Source organism: Nocardia sp. NPDC050793 (genome assembly GCF_040654065.1).
GTDB lineage: Bacteria > Actinomycetota > Actinomycetes > Mycobacteriales > Mycobacteriaceae > Nocardia.
The window spans coordinates 158,302-172,410 of the sequence record NZ_JBFAHG010000007.1; the positions used below are offsets into that span (position 1 = coordinate 158,302).

The following is a 14,109-nucleotide window of genomic DNA, read 5'->3' on the forward strand; positions in this document are numbered from 1 at the left end:
GTCAGCGCAACATGCGCAGCCAGCGGCGGGTGTCGGCGGGATCGATGACGTCGTCGAGCTCCAGCACGGTCGCCGCCGTGAGCGCCTTGCCGTTGGCGTAGGCGAGCCGCACGAGGTTGTCGAAGGCTGTCTGCCGCTCATCGGGGTCCGCGATGGCGGCCAGCTCCTTGGCGAAGCCGAGGCGCACCGCGCCCTCCAGGCCCATGCCGCCGATCTCGCCGGTCGGCCAGGCGATCACGAATCGCGGCGCGCGGAACGAGCCTGCGGCCATGGCTTGCGCGCCGAGGCCGTACCCCTTGCGCAGGATCACCGTGCCCCACGGCACCGACAGCGCGGCTGCGTCGATGAACAGGTGACTGAACTTGGTCACCGTCGCGTGCGTCTCCGCCTCCGGCCCGACCATGAAACCCGGTGTGTCGCAGAGCGATACGATCGGCAGCCCGTGCGCGTCGCAGAGCCGGAGGAACATGGCCAGCTTGTCGGCGGCGGGCGCGTCGATGGCGCCGCCGAGGTGGTGGCAATCGTTGGCGATCAGGCCGAACGGCCGCCCCTCGACACGCACCAGTGCGGTGACGATGCCGACACCCCAGTCCCTGCGCAGCTCCAGCACCGACCCGACGTCGGCGATCGCGGCGATGGCGGCGCGGATGTCGAAGGCGCGCAAGCGATTCTCGGGAACCACGTGGCGCGCGAGCCGTGCGTCGGGGGCCGTCCATTCGGTCTCGTCGCCTTGGAAATAGCCCAGGTAGCGGCGCGCGAGGTCGACCGCTTCGGCTTCGTCGGCCGCGACCAGGTGCACCACGCCGTTGCGGCGCTGCACCTCGATCGGCCCGATGTCCTCCGGCGCGTAGACGCCGAGGCCGCCGCCTTCGATCATGGCGGGCCCGCCCATACCGATGTTCGCATCGGGCGTGGCGATCACGACATCGCACATGCCGAGCAGGGCGGCGTTGCCCGCGAAGCAGCGGCCGGAGACGATGCCGATCAGCGGCACCCGGCCGGACAGCGCGCCCATGGCGCGGAAGGTCGTGACGTCGAGGCCCGAGATGCCCGCGTAATCGGTGTCGCCGGGACGGCCGCCGCCGCCTTCGGTGAAGAACAGCACCGGAAGTCGTTGTTCGTACGCCAGTTCCAGCATGCGGTCGGTCTTGACGTGGTTGCGCATACCCTGGGTGCCCGCGAGCACCGTGTAGTCGTAGGAGAGAACGGCGGCGCGGGCCGCGTCCGCGCCGAAGCGGCCGGCGTTGATCGTCGCCACGCCGGTGATCAGGCCGTCCGCCGGTGTGTTGGCGATGAGGTCCTCCTGGCTGCGGCGCGACCGTTGCGCGGCGACCGCCAGCGCTCCGTATTCGACGAAGCTGTCCGCGTCGACCAGATCGGCGATGTTCTCGCGAGCGGTGCGGCGGCCGAGACGGTGGCGTTTGGCGACGGCTTCGGGCCGGGCCGAGTCCATGCCGATGCGATGCCGCTCGTGAACCTCGGCGAGATCGGCGCGGATCGCGTCCAGGTCAACGGCGGCGACATCGGCGGATGCGCCGTCGTGCTCGGTCGCGGCCCAGACCAGCAGTGCGGTGTGCGGGTCGACGTTGTCGCCGGGCGCGACGAGGTGCCGCAGCACGCGCAGCGGCTGTTCGGCGCGCAGCACGTGCTGCATCTTCATGGCTTCCAGCACGGCCACTTCGCCGCCAGGGGCGACCACCGAACCCGCTTCGACCAGGCTCACCACCGTGCCGCCCATCGGCGTGCGCAGCGCGATCTCGCCGTCGAGCAGCGGGTCCGGCTCGCGCGCGGCCACGGCCACGGCATCGGCAGCGACCGCGGGCAGCGCGGTGGCGAGATCGGCTGCGCGCGCGGCGAATTCGGCGGCGTTCTGCTCGAACCACGAGGTGGTGACCGCGCCACTGTCGGCGAGCTCGTCGAGCACCGCGCGCAACACGGTCGCGTTGGTGTCCACCCCGGCGACGACGGTCTCGGCCAGCGCGTCCGCGCAGCGCCGCAGCGCGGCCGGATACGACCCGGCGCGCGCGATCACCTTCGCCAGCAGCGAATCGAAGTGCACGCCGTGCCGCAGTCCCGCGTACAGGCCGGTGTCGACGCGCACACCGACGCCGGTCGGCGCGGCGAACCGCGTCACCGTGCCGGAGGCGGGCAGCACTTCGCCTGCGGCCGTGACGATTTCGGCGTTCACCCGGGCCTGGATCGCGTAGCCGCGCGGCGCGGGGTCGGGCAGGTCGAGTTCGGCGAGCGAGGCGCCACGCGCCAGATCGAACTGGAGCGCGACGAGGTCGGCTCCGGTGACCTCCTCGGTCACGGTGTGCTCCACCTGAAGTCGCGGATTCACCTCGAGAAACCAGTAGTGCGTACCGCTGACGAGGAATTCGACGGTGATCACGCCGCGACAGCGCACCGATTCGGCCAGCGCGACGGCATCGGCGTGCAGTTGCTCGCGCACGGCGGCGTCGAGCCATGGCGCGGGCGCGATCTCGATCAGCTTCTGGTGGCGGCGCTGCACACTGCAATCGCGATCGCCGAGCGCCGCCGCCACGGCGCCGTCCGCGACGACCTGCACCTCGATGTGCCTGGCCGCGGGCACCAGCGCCTCCGCGTAGAGAGTGTCGTCGCCGAATCCCGCCCGCGCCTCGGCCCGGCAGTACTCGTAGGCGGCGGGCAGTTCGGCGGGGTCGCGCACCACGCGCATGCCGCGGCCGCCGCCACCGGCCGCCGCCTTGACCATGACGCCTTCCGGGTAGCGGGCAAGCAACTCGGCGATCTCGTCCACGCCGGAGCCCGCCCGCGTGGCGGGCAGGACGCGCACGCCTGCGCGTTCGGCCGCGGCGCGCGCGGCGGTCTTGTCGCCGAAGGTGCGCAACGCCTCCGGCGACGGGCCGACGAACACCACGTCCGCCACGGCGCATGCGGCCGCCAAATCCGCGCTCTCGCTGAGGAATCCGTAGCCGGGGTGGACCAGCGCGCCGGACTCCGCCTTGCGCGCGGCGGCGACGATACCCGGCACGTCGAGGTAGGCGGCGGCACCGTGTCCGTTCAGTTCCACGGCGTCGTCGGCTAGGCGGACGTGCATGGCCTCGCGTTCGTCGGCGGTGTAGACCGCTAGCGTGCGATATCCGCGCTCGCGGGCGGTCCGCAGGACGCGGACCGCGATTTCTCCTCTGTTCGCCACGACGACATGCATGCCGCCCAGTGTCGTTGACATTGACGTCAACGTCAATGACCATGTTGTCGTGACCTCCTCCGCCTGGTCGGTTCGCGGCGCGCGCGAACGCTCGCACACCGACCGCCACCGTGACCTGCTTGACGCCGCCGCCCGGGTCTTCACCGCGCGCGGCTATGCCGGGACCACCGTCGCGGCCATCACCGCGGAGGCGGGCGTCGCGCGCGCCACGCTGTATGTGTACTTCGCCTCGAAAGAGGAGATCTTCCACGCGCTGGCCGCCAGGGTGCGTGACGATTTCCTCGCCGCCCAGGAGCCGGGACTCACCGGTGACGACCCGCGAAAGACGTTGCGTGCCACCATCGATGCCTTCGCGATCGCGGCCCGAAACACGGGTCCGTTGTTGCGGATGATCGAGGAGCGCGGCGCCATCGATCCGGCCCTGGCCGGACTCGTGGCCGAGATCGCCGAGCGTCCGACCCGCCGCTTCACCCGGTGGATCGAGCGCCAACAGCGGGCCGCGGCGATCTCGCCGGTCGCCGAGCCGCGCGTGCTCGCGGAGACCATCGGCTACGCACTGGCCCGCGGCGCACTGGAACGTCGCGGCGCGGACCCGGCGGTGTGGAACGAGTATCTACGCAGCGTCTACATCATCGCCGAGACGTTGCTCGGCATGCCGTGACACGACTTCGGCCCGCCGGCGGGCCGAAGAGCTGCTGACCGAGCGGATCAGGCGCTGCGGCTTTCCAGCAGCGCCGCGGGTCGGTCGGCGGCGCCGCTGAAGCGCAGCACGCCATCCTCGAGCGGGGCCTTGCGCAGCAGGGCACGGTCGCGGAAGTAGTTGTTGATCACCTGCCACGGGCCGGTGGTGCCCTGGCGCGGCATCACGGCGTCGCCGCGCTTGATGTAGCCCGAGGTCAGCGCGCCGCCCATGACCGAATCGGCGCCGCGGTCGCCCTCCTCGGCCACCGCGACGAACGTGGTGAGACCCTTGGACTTGAGGTGGTTGAGCAGGCGGCAGAAGTACTCGGCAGCCAGATCGGCCTTCAGCGTCCACGACGCGTTGGTGTAGCCGAGCACCATCATGGCGTTGGGTACGCCGTCGAGCAGTGCGCCCTTGTAGACAACGCGCTCGCGGGTCACCACCGGCTCGCCGTCGATCTCGAGCGCCGCGCCGCCCAGCATCTGCACCGACAGGCCCGTCGCACTGATGACGATGTCGGCCTCGAGTTCCTCGCCGGAGGCCAGCCGGATACCGGTCTCGGTGAAGGTGTCGATGCGGTCGGTGGCGATCGAGGCCTTGCCGCTGCGCAGCACCTTGAACAGGTCGCCGTTGGGCACCACGCACAGGCGCTGGTCCCACGGGTTGTAGGTCGGCGTGAAATGGCGCATGTCCAGGTCCGCGCCGACCTGTAGCCGGACCGCGGCGAGCAGCAGTTTCTTGGCCGCCGCCGGGTTGGTGCGGGAAAGCTGGAAACTGGCGCGCTGCAAGGCGATATTGCGCGCGCGGCCGATCCGGTAGGCCAGTTTCGCGGGCACCTTGGCCGCCTTCATGCCCACCGCGACCGGGTCGTCGGCGGGCAACGCCGTGATGTAGGTGGGCGAGCGCTGCAGCATGGTCACGTGCGCGGCGTCCTCGCTCATGGCGGGGATCAGGGTGATCGCGGTGGCGCCGCTGCCGATGACGACCACTCGCTTGCCTCGGTAGTCCAGATCCTCCGGCCAGTGCTGCGGGTGCACGATCTGTCCACGGTAGTTCTGCTCGCCCGGGAACTCGGGGCGGTAGCCGTTGTCGTAGTCGTAGTAGCCGGTGCAGCCGACCAGGAAGTTGCTGGTCCACTCCTCGGTCGTGCCGGTCCGCTCGTCGATCGCGGTGACGGTCCACAGCTCGGTCTCGCTGGACCAGCGCGCGACGGTCACCTTGCGGCCGAACCGGATGTGCTCGGTGACGCCGTACTCCGCGGCGGTGTCCTCGATGTACTGGCGGATGTGCGGGCCGTCGGCGAGCACCTTGGTGCCGTGCCACGGACGGAAGCCGTAGCCGAAGGTGTACATGTCCGAGTCGGAGCGAATGCCCGGGTACTTGAACAGGTCCCAGGTCCCGCCGATGGCGCTGCGCCGTTCCAGGATCGCGTAGCTGCGTCCGGTCTGCTCGCGGGTGAGATGGCAGGCCATTCCGATTCCGGACAGGCCGGCGCCGATGATCAGTACGTCGACATGCCGCGTCATTGAGGTACTCGTTTCGTCTGGTCTCGCACCCGGGCGACGTCGTCCGAGCGTGTTCATCGAGGGTACATGTTATTCGAAGTAACGTCTAGAACCCGAATCCTCTGATCCCGCGGCCGAGGACGACGGTTTCGAGGCGATGCACCCTGTCCGGCTACCCACACCTCGAGGAGGCGTACTGGTTCGGCGAGTGGGTGCTGCCGATCCTGGAGCGCAAGGGTCTGTGGCGGCATCCGCGCCGGTCCGGGTGGGCACTCCGTTCGCGGCTTCGGCGTCGAGCTGAGGACGCGCGTCCCGGGTGCGCTCGCTGCCGATACGCAGCGCCTGCAAACCCCCGGTTATCGATGCCGTCGCGGCACCCATGAGAATGGATCCCCGGCTCCGGCCCACGAAGGCCGAGCCGAGGCTCCATTTGTCGTACTGGGGCGAACCACGCCCCGAGAGGAAGTCGATGACCCGCGCAGCTGAACAAAGGTGGCGCCGCCGCACGCCCGACTCGAGCCCGTCCGGCGTGGCGCTCAAACGCAGCCTCGGGCGGACCGACCTGACCGCCATGGGCGTCGGCACCATCGTCGGCGCGGGCATCTTCGTCATCACCGGCGTGGCTGCCGCGGAGAAGGCGGGGCCTTCCATCGTGCTGTCGTTCGGACTGGCCGGTCTGGTCTGCGTGCTCGTCGCGTTGTGCTACAGCGAGCTCGCGGCGATGGTCCCGGTCTCGGGTAGCGCGTACACCTACACTCACGCCACCCTCGGTGAGGGTCCCGCGTTCCTGGTCGGCTGGAATCTGCTGCTCGAATTCGTCATCGCGGGCGCGGCCGTGGCGATCGGCTGGTCCGGCACCACGGTGTCGGCGCTGGACTCGATGTTCGGCATCACGCTTCCGCACGCCATCACCGCCGGGCCCGGCGAGGGCGGGGTGGTGAACCTGCCCGCGGTGCTGATCATCGCCGCGATCGTGGCCGTGCTGGTCGGCGAGGTGACGCTCACCGCGCGCATCACCAAGGCGCTCGTCGCTGTGACCATCGGCGTGCTGGTACTGGTGATCGCCGTTGGCGCCCCGCACATCGACCCGGGCAACTGGGTCCCGTTCGCCCCGTTCGGCTGGGGCGGCGTCATCGGCGGCGCAGCCATCGCGTTCTTCGCCTTCCTCGGTTTCGACGTGGTCGCCGCCTCCGCCGAGGAGGCGCGCGACCCCAAGCGTGACGTGCCCTTCGCCATCATCGGCACGGTGCTGATCGCGACCCTGCTCTACGCGCTCGTCAGCGCCGTGCTCACCGGCGTCGCCCCGTTCCCGACCCTGAACAACGGCGCCCCGATCGCCACCGCCTTCAGTGCGCTGAACATCGGCTGGATCGGCAGCGTCATCATCGTCGCCTCGGTCATCGCGCTCACCAAGGGGCTGCTGCTGATCGTCTACGCCCAGGTGCGGCTGAGTTTCGCGATGTGCCGCGACGGTCTGCTCCCCCGCAGGCTGGCCGCCACCGGCAAGCGCTCGACGCCGGTGCGGCTGACGCTGGTTCTCGGGGTGTGCTGCGCGGCCATCGCCGGACTGCTGCCCATCGACATCGTGGTCGAACTCGTGAACATCGGCGCGCTGTCGGCCTTCGCGGTGGTGTGCGTCGGCGTGCTGGTGCTGCGCAAGCTGGAGCCGAACCGGGAGCGTCCGTTCCGTACCCCGCTCGTGCCGCTGGTGCCGATCCTCGCGCTGATCGGATGCGCGCTGATGGCGTTCACCCTCGACGCGCTGACCTGGGTGCGGTTCGCGGTCTGGGTCGCTGTCGGCGTCGCGGTCTATCTCCTGTACGGACGCAGGCATTCGACCTTCGCCGCGTCCGAGGCCCGCGTTCCGGCCCGCCCTGCGAGTTAGCCGCGCTCGGCGGGCTGCACCCAGCGCAACAATGCGTCCACCGTTGTTTCCGGGGACGTGTTGAAGCAGAGCCTGATGCCGGGCGCCCCTTCGGTCAGCACGTTCACGATCCGTTCGAACAGCAAGGTCTGCTCCGGGAGCATCCTGACGCCGCCGCCGATCATCGCCAGCCCGTAGGTCGCCTCCCCGAGCCTGCTCTTGACGAGGTCCTCGGCCGCGTCGGGATCGGCGGGAACCGAGCACGACACGACGTCGAAGCCCGAATCGCGCAGCGCCGCCGTCCCCGCCTCGACGCGCGCGGTGAGCTCGGCCTCGTCCAGGCCCGCGTGCCTGCTGTAGTCGAGCTGGCTGGGATGCAGGCCGATGGAGAGGATCTTGATGCCGGAACCGAGGGTCATGACGTCCACATTGCCAGCGATCTCGAGCGTCCGCAGCGGGGCCGAACTACATGCGAGCGCCGGGAAGCCGTAGCATCCGCGGAATTTCGGGCGGATATGCCGTAGGTCGCTGGTAGGGCTGGGTTTTCGGGTTCTTGCGCTGCGGGTGGGGTGGTTACTGCCTTGTTTGGCTGCCGCTCGGCTGGGTCGCAGGTGTGCATGTGCAGCTTGCTGATCCGAGCGCGATCCCGCGGTAGCGATCTGAAATCTAGCAAGGCTAGACAAGCTAGCGGACGAATGTTACCGTTGCTCCAGCTTCTAGCGCTGCTAGCTTCCAGGGAAGGGAAGCCGAAATGCTCATTGTCACCGGCCAGATCATTGCCGCCGTCGCCGTTCTCTCCAATGCCATCGTCTATGGCACCGATGTCTGCGGGGCCGTGATCACCCGGTCCGTGTACCGCAAGCTCGATGATGCGGCCGTGACCATGAGTGCGGGATGGGGTCACTATTACGGCGATAAGCGCATGCCGGTTGTCGGTGCGGGCGGTGTGGTCACCGCCGTGCTCACGCTGCTGATCGCGCTGTTGGCCGGGCAGATCGGCGCCGCTGTCGCGGCGGGGATCACGGTCGCGGCACTGCTCACCTGGCTCGCCTTCTACGTCCGCATCGCCAAGCCGATCAATACCCAGCAGACCGCCGCTGCGCAGAGCGGCATCATTCCGGCCAATGCCCGTGCGCTGCAGGACAAGTGGGACAGCATTCTGAAGTACCGGGTCACCCTGCAGTTCGTTGCCATTGCCGGACTGTGCGCCGCGCTGATTCTGTTCTGATCTCAGAGCACAGGGCCGGCGGTGTCGCGGTCCCGCTGAACCGCCGACACAAGACTCGCGGGACGCGGCAGCCAACAGCTTGCGCTTCCCGCACCCAACAACTTCCGGCTGATCGCCGGGGGCACACCTGATATCGAATTCACCGAGGAGTAACTGACATGACCTTCACCATCAATGAACAGCAGTTCCTCGCGGAGGCCGGGATCGGTCGGCTGGCCACGGTGTCGTCCGACGGCGTTGTGCAGAACAACCCGACCAGCTATCGGGTGAACGCCGACGGCACGATCGACATCGGGGGCATGCGGATGCGTGCCAGTCGAAAGTACCGCAATGTCGAGGCGGGTAGCCGGGTGTCGTTCGTCATCGACCAACAGGTTTCATTGGAGCCATACGTGATTCGCGGCATCGAGGTACGCGGCACGGCCGAGGCGCTCGATGGCGAGGAGCCACCGTTCCAACACCAGGAACGCGCGATCATCCGTATTCACCCCGAACGGGTCATCTCCTGGGGCATCGACGGCGGATCCTTCGACTTCACCAGTCGCGGCGCCGAGTAGTCGGGCACGTGGGCGACCCCGCAAGAAAGGCCGTCACCGACCGTCCGGTAGTGAGTGGAATGGACCGCGTCAGCGAGTGAGACCGGGCACCTTCCGAAATTCGGCCGATGCTACGGCACCCCCTGCTGTTCTGCACTCGATGCAGATTCGCTGTCGCGCGGCGGCTTACCCCGTCCCGGCACGGAGTGCAACCAGAGTTCCACGTGAATCACACCGGTTCCAACCGGATTCGGGGGTCATGGTGCAACCGGCCGGAATTCAGCGCTTGCATCGCCAACCGCGCTGGCGACTCGCGAGTCGCCAGCGCGGTTGCCTCATACAGCACGCCGAAGCCGACATTCATCGGCCTGGCGCTGGCACATGTGTTCTCACCGCCCGCCGAAGTGTTGCACCAGCCAGGCGTAGCTGTCCTTTCCGTGGCCTGTTCCGATGGCTTCGGCGACGATATTCCTGGTGTAGGTGGGCAGGTCGACATCGATGCCGCGAGTACGGCTTTCGGCGATCAGGTCGTCGACGGAGGGCAGATGGTGCTGGAGTGCGCCGAATGGGACGGCGTACTCGGCGCGATCGATCTCATCGGCAAGCATCGGGAACAGCGACGGCAGTGCTGTCAGGGACGGCTCGGCCTGCTCGGCGAAGTCACCGATCCGGATGCCTGCGTTGTTGAGAAGTGCCGCGGCATGGAGGAATCCATTGAGCAGACCCCACATGATGTCGTGGACGGCCATTCCGTACAGCACGGACACACCCGGATTCGATGACACATGCGTGGCGCGGCCACCGAGGACTCGCAGCACGGGTTCGCATCGGTCGAACACTTGCCGGGGGCCACCGTAGAAGACCACTGCATCCGGTGAGCCGACGGCAGGAGCGATCGTCATGATCTGGCCGTGGAGATAATCCGCACCGTGCCCGGTCACCAATTCTGCGGTGACCTCGACCTGTGCCGAGGTGCCGTCGGTGACATCGACCACGGTTCGGCCCGGCAACACCAGCCCTGCCGTACGCAGCAACTCGGCTGCCACCGTGCCGCCCTTGACATTGACGATCACCACCTCGCCCGCGGCTACCGCCTCCTCGGGGCTGGTGGCCAAACGCGCTCCCTCGGCCACCAGCGGACGGGCCTTCTCTGCTGACCGGTTCCATACCGTGACCGGATAACCGGCATTCAAAAGCGCTGAAGCCAGCGCCGATCCCATCTCGCCCAGCCCCAGAACCGTGATTTTCACCGTGTCTCCGTTCGCATACACAACAACGAAACGGACCCTAAAAGCTCAACTTCTGTTCAGGTCAAATCGCTGCGGGAGGAGCGTCAGGTGGCGAGGACGGCGGGCTCGAGAGTCTGCGCGCACCACTGCGCGAATCCGGTGGCCGGACCTGCCTGCGGCGAGCGGCCGACGCCCGAGTCCAGGCCCTGGTCCTTGGCGCGCTTCATGTCGACCATGCCCTCGACGAACGCCTCGTTGAGGCCATAGCCGAGCAGAGTGGACCGCAGCTCGTCGAGCGGCTGGCGCTGGTAGCGGACCGGACGCCCCAGCTCCTCGGTCATGATGCGGGCCAGGTCGTTGGGCGACAGATCCTGCGGGCCGAGCACCGGAACACTGCCGACGCCGGTCCAGGAGCGGTCCAGCAGCAGCCCGGCCGCCGTCGCGGCGATGTCGGCGACGGCCACCAGCGGGGCCGGACGGTCCGCGGCGACGGTGTCGGTGAAGACGCCGTTCTCGCGGATCGAGTCGGCCTCCTCCAGCAGGTTCTCGAAGAAGGACGGGTTGGCCAGGGCGCGGTAGGCGACGCCGGAGCCGGCGATCAGGTCGTCCATGGCCAGGGAGGCGGTGACCAGCCCGGCTTGGGCGGCCTGCGGGGTGCCGCGGCCGAGCGCCGAGACGCCGACGACATGGCCGACGCCATGTGCGGCGAACGCCCGCGCAGCCGGGCGGGTGAAGCCGCTGTACGCCTCGTCGGGCGTGACCGATGCGTCTGGCGGCACCAGCCAGAAAACGGCGTCGGCCCCGGTGAAGGCGCGCTCGACAGTCGCGGCGTCGCCGTGCGAGCCGGTGACCACCTCGACCCGTCCGCGCACGGCCTCGGGGAGCCGGGCAGGATCGCGGACCACGACGCGCAACTCCTCTCCGCGTGCGGGCGCGGCGTCGACCAGCAGCGACAGCAGCTGTCGGCCGATATTGCCGGTAGGGGCGGTAATGACGATCATGAAAACCTCGCGGTCTGTGTCGGATCGGTACGGCCCCTTCATCGTGCAGACCCGAATTGCATTGCCACAATGGGAACTTCAGCATCCAATCATTGCCCGAAACGGAATTGTGCCGGTGAGCAGCCCAGCCCCGAACCTCGACGCGAACCTCGCCGTCGCCCTCGACGCCCTGCTGACCGAGCAGAGCGTCACCCGTGCCGCCGCGCGGCTGCACACTTCTCCCGCGGCGATGAGTCGCACCCTGGCCCGGCTGCGCCGGGTGCTCCAGGATCCGCTACTGGTGCGGGCAGGACAGGCGATGGTGCCCACACCCCGCGCCGAGGCGCTGCGGGACGAGGCCGCCGCGGTGGTGCGCCGGCTGGAGGAATTGCTCACCCCGAGCGGCGGGATCGACCCCGCCGCACTGCGGCGCACCTTCACCGTCCAGGCCTCGGACCTGGTCGGCGCGTCGCTGGCGCCGGGTCTGCTCGGGCTGGCCCGGCAGCGGGCGCCGGGCGTCGCGCTGCGGGTGCTGGCCGAGGAGTGGGAGGCGGGCCCCGCGCTGCGCGAGGGCCGGATCGACCTGGAGATCGGGGCCATCGACCACGTCGACCCGGAGACCCGGGTCGACGAGCTGGTCACGCTGCGGATGGCGGCCGGCGTCCGGGCTGGGCACCCGCTCGCCGAAGGAACCCTGACGCCCGCCAGGCTGGCCGCGGCCGAGCACGTGGCCGTCAGCCGCCGGGGACGCTTCACCGGCCCGCTGGACGCGGCCCTGGCCGAGCAAGGGCTCAGCCGGCGGGTCAGCGCCGTGCTGCCCGGACATCTGGCGGCGATGGCGCTGGCCGCGGCCGGCGACGTGGTCTGCCTGGTGCCGACCGCGCTGCCGGGCGAGCCCCCTTCACCACTCACCGACGCGGCGGACGCGCTGGGACTGCGCCTGCTGGAAATCCCGCTGCCGCTGCCACCACTGACGATCGGCATGGCCTGGCATCCGCGCCACTCCGCCGACGGGGCCCACCAGTGGCTGCGTAGCGCCGTGCGCCGGGTACTCCGTCCGGCCAAGGAGAGCAGTCGCGCCGCAACGAATTGATCGATCGAAAACCGTTGCGGCGGTGAGCGACATGCCCATCGCGGCCTACGTGCCCTCGACGTCCGGCGTCGGTGAGGTCGTGCCACCGGCCGTCAGCAGTCGCCGCGCCAACTCGTAACAGCGCGTCGCCAGCTCCGGGGGGTCGAGTACCTCGAAGTCGTGCCCCAGCATGAGCACGTGCATGAGGACAGCGTCGAGGTTGGCTGCGCCGCTGAGCACCTCGCAGTGCTCGCTGCCCTGCCCGCGGACGACGGCCGCCGACACCGGAATCTGCGCGCGCACCGTGTCGGCCGACGCGTGCACGAGAAAGCGCGCCCGGTGCGGGTAGACCCGGCTCGCCACGCCCTCCTGCACGTAGGTCGCCGCATCGGGCGCGGGACGCGCGCGGAAACGCCAGGTCCGTGCGACGACGTCGGTCATCCGGTCGACGCGGAAGCTGCGCCAGTCATCGCGCTCGAGGTCGTAGGCGAGCAGATACCAGCGCCGATCGGAGGCGACGAGACGGTAGGGCTCGACCCGCCGCCGTCGCGGCTGTTTCGCGGACGGGTAGTCGAATCCGGCCTCGACCTCGTCGCGGCACGCTCTGGCCAACGTCATGAGCGCCTCGGGGTCGACCGGAATGCGGCCTCCGCCGAAGGATTCGACCGATTCGGTCAGCGCGCGCACCTCACTCCGTAGCCGGGCGGGTAGCACCCGATCGAGTTTGGTCAGTGCGCGCAGTGCGGCGTCGCCTGCGCCGGTGATCGCGCCACCCGCGCCCACGAGCAGCGAGACTGCGGTGGCGATCGCTTCTTCGTCGTCGAGCAGCAGTGGCGGCAGGTCCTGTCCCGAGCCGAGCCGGTAGCCGCCGCCGACGCCCTGGCAGGCGTGCACGGGATAGCCGAGGACGCGCAGTCGTTCGACATCGCGCCGCACCGTGCGCGGCGTGACGCCCAGCCGGTCGGCGAGCTCGGGGCCGGTCCACACCTGGCGTTGCTGCAACAGCCCGAGCAAGGTGAGCACCCGCTCGGTCGTACCCCGCTCGTCACCTGCCACGTCCACCTCGCCAACCCTGCCTAAGATAGCGGACCGATACTGTCCGCTATTGGTGCCACAGTAACCGCATGGACACAGACGCAACCCGCCAGGAACGGAGCAACTCGATGAGCCGCCACATCCAGATCACTTTCGACGCCCACGATCCGAAGGCGCTGTCCACCTTCTGGCGCGACGTACTCGGCTATGTCCACCCCGGCCCACCCGGAGTCGACCTGCCCGCCGATGCCGACCCGCTCGCCGCGTGGGACGAGTTCCTCGCTCGTATCGGCGTCCCGCCGGAGCAGCGCAACACACGATCGGCCATCGAGGACCCGGACGGGCACGGCCCACGACTGTTCTTCCAGCAGGTGCCGGAGGGCAAAGTCGCCAAGAACCGCGTCCACCTCGACGTCCGCGCGGCTCCCGGACTACAGGGCGAGGAACGGATGGCGGCGCTGGAGGCCGAGTGCGACCGCCTCGTCGCGCTGGGAGCGAAACGGGAACGTCGCCATGAGCCCGAGCTTCCGATGAGCGCCGGTTTCATCGTGATGACCGACCCCGAGGGCAACGAGTTCTGCTTGGACTGAGTCGGTTCGGCTGTGTGACCGGTGCCGCCCATCGAGAACCCGGCCACGACGACGCGTGAACAGCGTCGCGCCAGATCCAGATACGCCCGCTCGGCCGCGGCGGACCAATCCGCCCACCCGGTTTCGAGCATGTCGGTGACGGTGGTGCCGTGCAAAGAAAGTTTTTTGTTAGTCAAGAAGTTGAATAGAGGTGATTTT

At 69.2% G+C, this 14,109-nt stretch carries 12 protein-coding genes and 1 pseudogene; 7 read left to right on the top strand and 6 right to left on the bottom strand.

Going from position 1 to position 14,109, the window contains the following annotated elements; genetic code table 11:
• Position 1: 1 nt before the first annotated feature.
• Positions 2 to 3,190: a carboxyl transferase domain-containing protein gene (locus tag AB0H50_RS23860; protein WP_357456974.1), complete on the bottom strand. Its 3,189-nt coding sequence runs from the start codon at positions 3,188 to 3,190 to the stop codon at positions 2 to 4.
• Positions 3,191 to 3,239: 49 nt separating this feature from the next.
• Between AB0H50_RS23860 and AB0H50_RS23865 the strand changes: the two genes are divergently transcribed.
• On the top strand, positions 3,240 to 3,851 hold the full coding sequence (locus tag AB0H50_RS23865) for a helix-turn-helix domain-containing protein (RefSeq protein WP_357456547.1): 612 nt from the start codon (positions 3,240 to 3,242) through the stop codon (positions 3,849 to 3,851).
• A gap of 47 nt (positions 3,852 to 3,898) precedes the next feature.
• On the opposite strand, the gene AB0H50_RS23870 is transcribed toward AB0H50_RS23865, so the two are convergent.
• Positions 3,899 to 5,398 carry an NAD(P)/FAD-dependent oxidoreductase gene (locus AB0H50_RS23870; RefSeq protein ID WP_357456549.1) on the bottom strand — a complete coding sequence of 500 codons (1,500 nt, stop codon included), beginning with the start codon at positions 5,396 to 5,398 and terminating at the stop codon, positions 3,899 to 3,901.
• Positions 5,399 to 5,541: 143 nt separating this feature from the next.
• Between AB0H50_RS23870 and AB0H50_RS23875 the strand changes: the two are divergent.
• Both AB0H50_RS23875 and AB0H50_RS23880 read left to right on the top strand, forming a co-directional pair.
• Positions 5,542 to 5,678 (top strand): annotated as a pseudogene (locus AB0H50_RS23875) (alkanesulfonate monooxygenase); the annotation flags it as partial.
• Between the two features lie 168 nt (positions 5,679 to 5,846).
• On the top strand, positions 5,847 to 7,262 hold the full coding sequence (locus AB0H50_RS23880; RefSeq protein WP_357456551.1) for an amino acid permease: 1,416 nt from the start codon (positions 5,847 to 5,849) through the stop codon (positions 7,260 to 7,262).
• Here AB0H50_RS23880 and AB0H50_RS23885 read toward each other — a convergent pair.
• Entirely contained in the window at positions 7,259 to 7,660 is a 402-nt protein-coding gene (locus AB0H50_RS23885) for a hypothetical protein (RefSeq protein WP_357456553.1), read from the bottom strand. The genes AB0H50_RS23880 and AB0H50_RS23885 overlap by 4 nt on opposite strands.
• A 332-nt stretch (positions 7,661 to 7,992) precedes the next feature.
• Here AB0H50_RS23885 and AB0H50_RS23890 point away from each other — a divergent pair, with 332 nt between their 5' ends.
• Positions 7,993 to 8,469, top strand: a complete 477-nt coding sequence (locus tag AB0H50_RS23890) for a DUF1772 domain-containing protein (protein WP_357456555.1) — start codon at positions 7,993 to 7,995, stop codon at positions 8,467 to 8,469.
• 158 nt (positions 8,470 to 8,627) lie between these two features.
• Positions 8,628 to 9,026, top strand: a complete 399-nt coding sequence (locus AB0H50_RS23895) for a PPOX class F420-dependent oxidoreductase (RefSeq protein WP_357456557.1) — start codon at positions 8,628 to 8,630, stop codon at positions 9,024 to 9,026.
• Positions 9,027 to 9,394: 368 nt separating this feature from the next.
• On the opposite strand, the gene AB0H50_RS23900 is transcribed toward AB0H50_RS23895, so the two are convergent.
• Entirely contained in the window at positions 9,395 to 10,255 is an 861-nt protein-coding gene (locus AB0H50_RS23900) for an NAD(P)-binding domain-containing protein (protein ID WP_357456559.1), read from the bottom strand.
• An 83-nt stretch (positions 10,256 to 10,338) separates the two neighbouring features.
• A complete protein-coding gene (locus AB0H50_RS23905; RefSeq protein ID WP_357456561.1) occupies positions 10,339 to 11,235 on the bottom strand; it encodes an NAD(P)H-binding protein in 897 nt (298 codons plus the stop codon).
• 115 nt (positions 11,236 to 11,350) lie between these two features.
• Here AB0H50_RS23905 and AB0H50_RS23910 point away from each other — a divergent pair, with 115 nt between their 5' ends.
• On the top strand, positions 11,351 to 12,307 hold the full coding sequence (locus AB0H50_RS23910; protein WP_357456563.1) for a LysR family transcriptional regulator: 957 nt from the start codon (positions 11,351 to 11,353) through the stop codon (positions 12,305 to 12,307).
• Between the two features lie 45 nt (positions 12,308 to 12,352).
• On the opposite strand, the gene AB0H50_RS23915 is transcribed toward AB0H50_RS23910, so the two are convergent.
• Positions 12,353 to 13,348, bottom strand: coding sequence for a YafY family protein (locus AB0H50_RS23915; protein WP_357456565.1), 996 nt, complete (start codon positions 13,346 to 13,348; stop codon positions 12,353 to 12,355).
• Between the two features lie 101 nt (positions 13,349 to 13,449).
• Between AB0H50_RS23915 and AB0H50_RS23920 the strand changes: the two genes are divergently transcribed.
• A complete protein-coding gene (locus AB0H50_RS23920) occupies positions 13,450 to 13,911 on the top strand; it encodes a VOC family protein (RefSeq protein ID WP_357456976.1) in 462 nt (153 codons plus the stop codon).
• The last annotated feature ends 198 nt before the right edge of the window (positions 13,912 to 14,109 follow it).

Coding starts and splice junctions, on each gene's coding strand:
- AB0H50_RS23860 (WP_357456974.1), bottom strand. CDS start 3,190: ATGCATGTCGTCGTGGCGAACAGAGGAGAAATCGCGGTCCGCGTCCTG.
- AB0H50_RS23870 (WP_357456549.1), bottom strand. CDS start 5,398: ATGACGCGGCATGTCGACGTACTGATCATCGGCGCCGGCCTGTCCGGA.
- AB0H50_RS23880 (WP_357456551.1), top strand. CDS start 5,847: ATGACCCGCGCAGCTGAACAAAGGTGGCGCCGCCGCACGCCCGACTCG.
- AB0H50_RS23885 (WP_357456553.1), bottom strand. CDS start 7,660: ATGACCCTCGGTTCCGGCATCAAGATCCTCTCCATCGGCCTGCATCCC.
- AB0H50_RS23890 (WP_357456555.1), top strand. CDS start 7,993: ATGCTCATTGTCACCGGCCAGATCATTGCCGCCGTCGCCGTTCTCTCC.
- AB0H50_RS23895 (WP_357456557.1), top strand. CDS start 8,628: ATGACCTTCACCATCAATGAACAGCAGTTCCTCGCGGAGGCCGGGATC.
- AB0H50_RS23905 (WP_357456561.1), bottom strand. CDS start 11,235: ATGATCGTCATTACCGCCCCTACCGGCAATATCGGCCGACAGCTGCTG.
- AB0H50_RS23920 (WP_357456976.1), top strand. CDS start 13,450: ATGAGCCGCCACATCCAGATCACTTTCGACGCCCACGATCCGAAGGCG.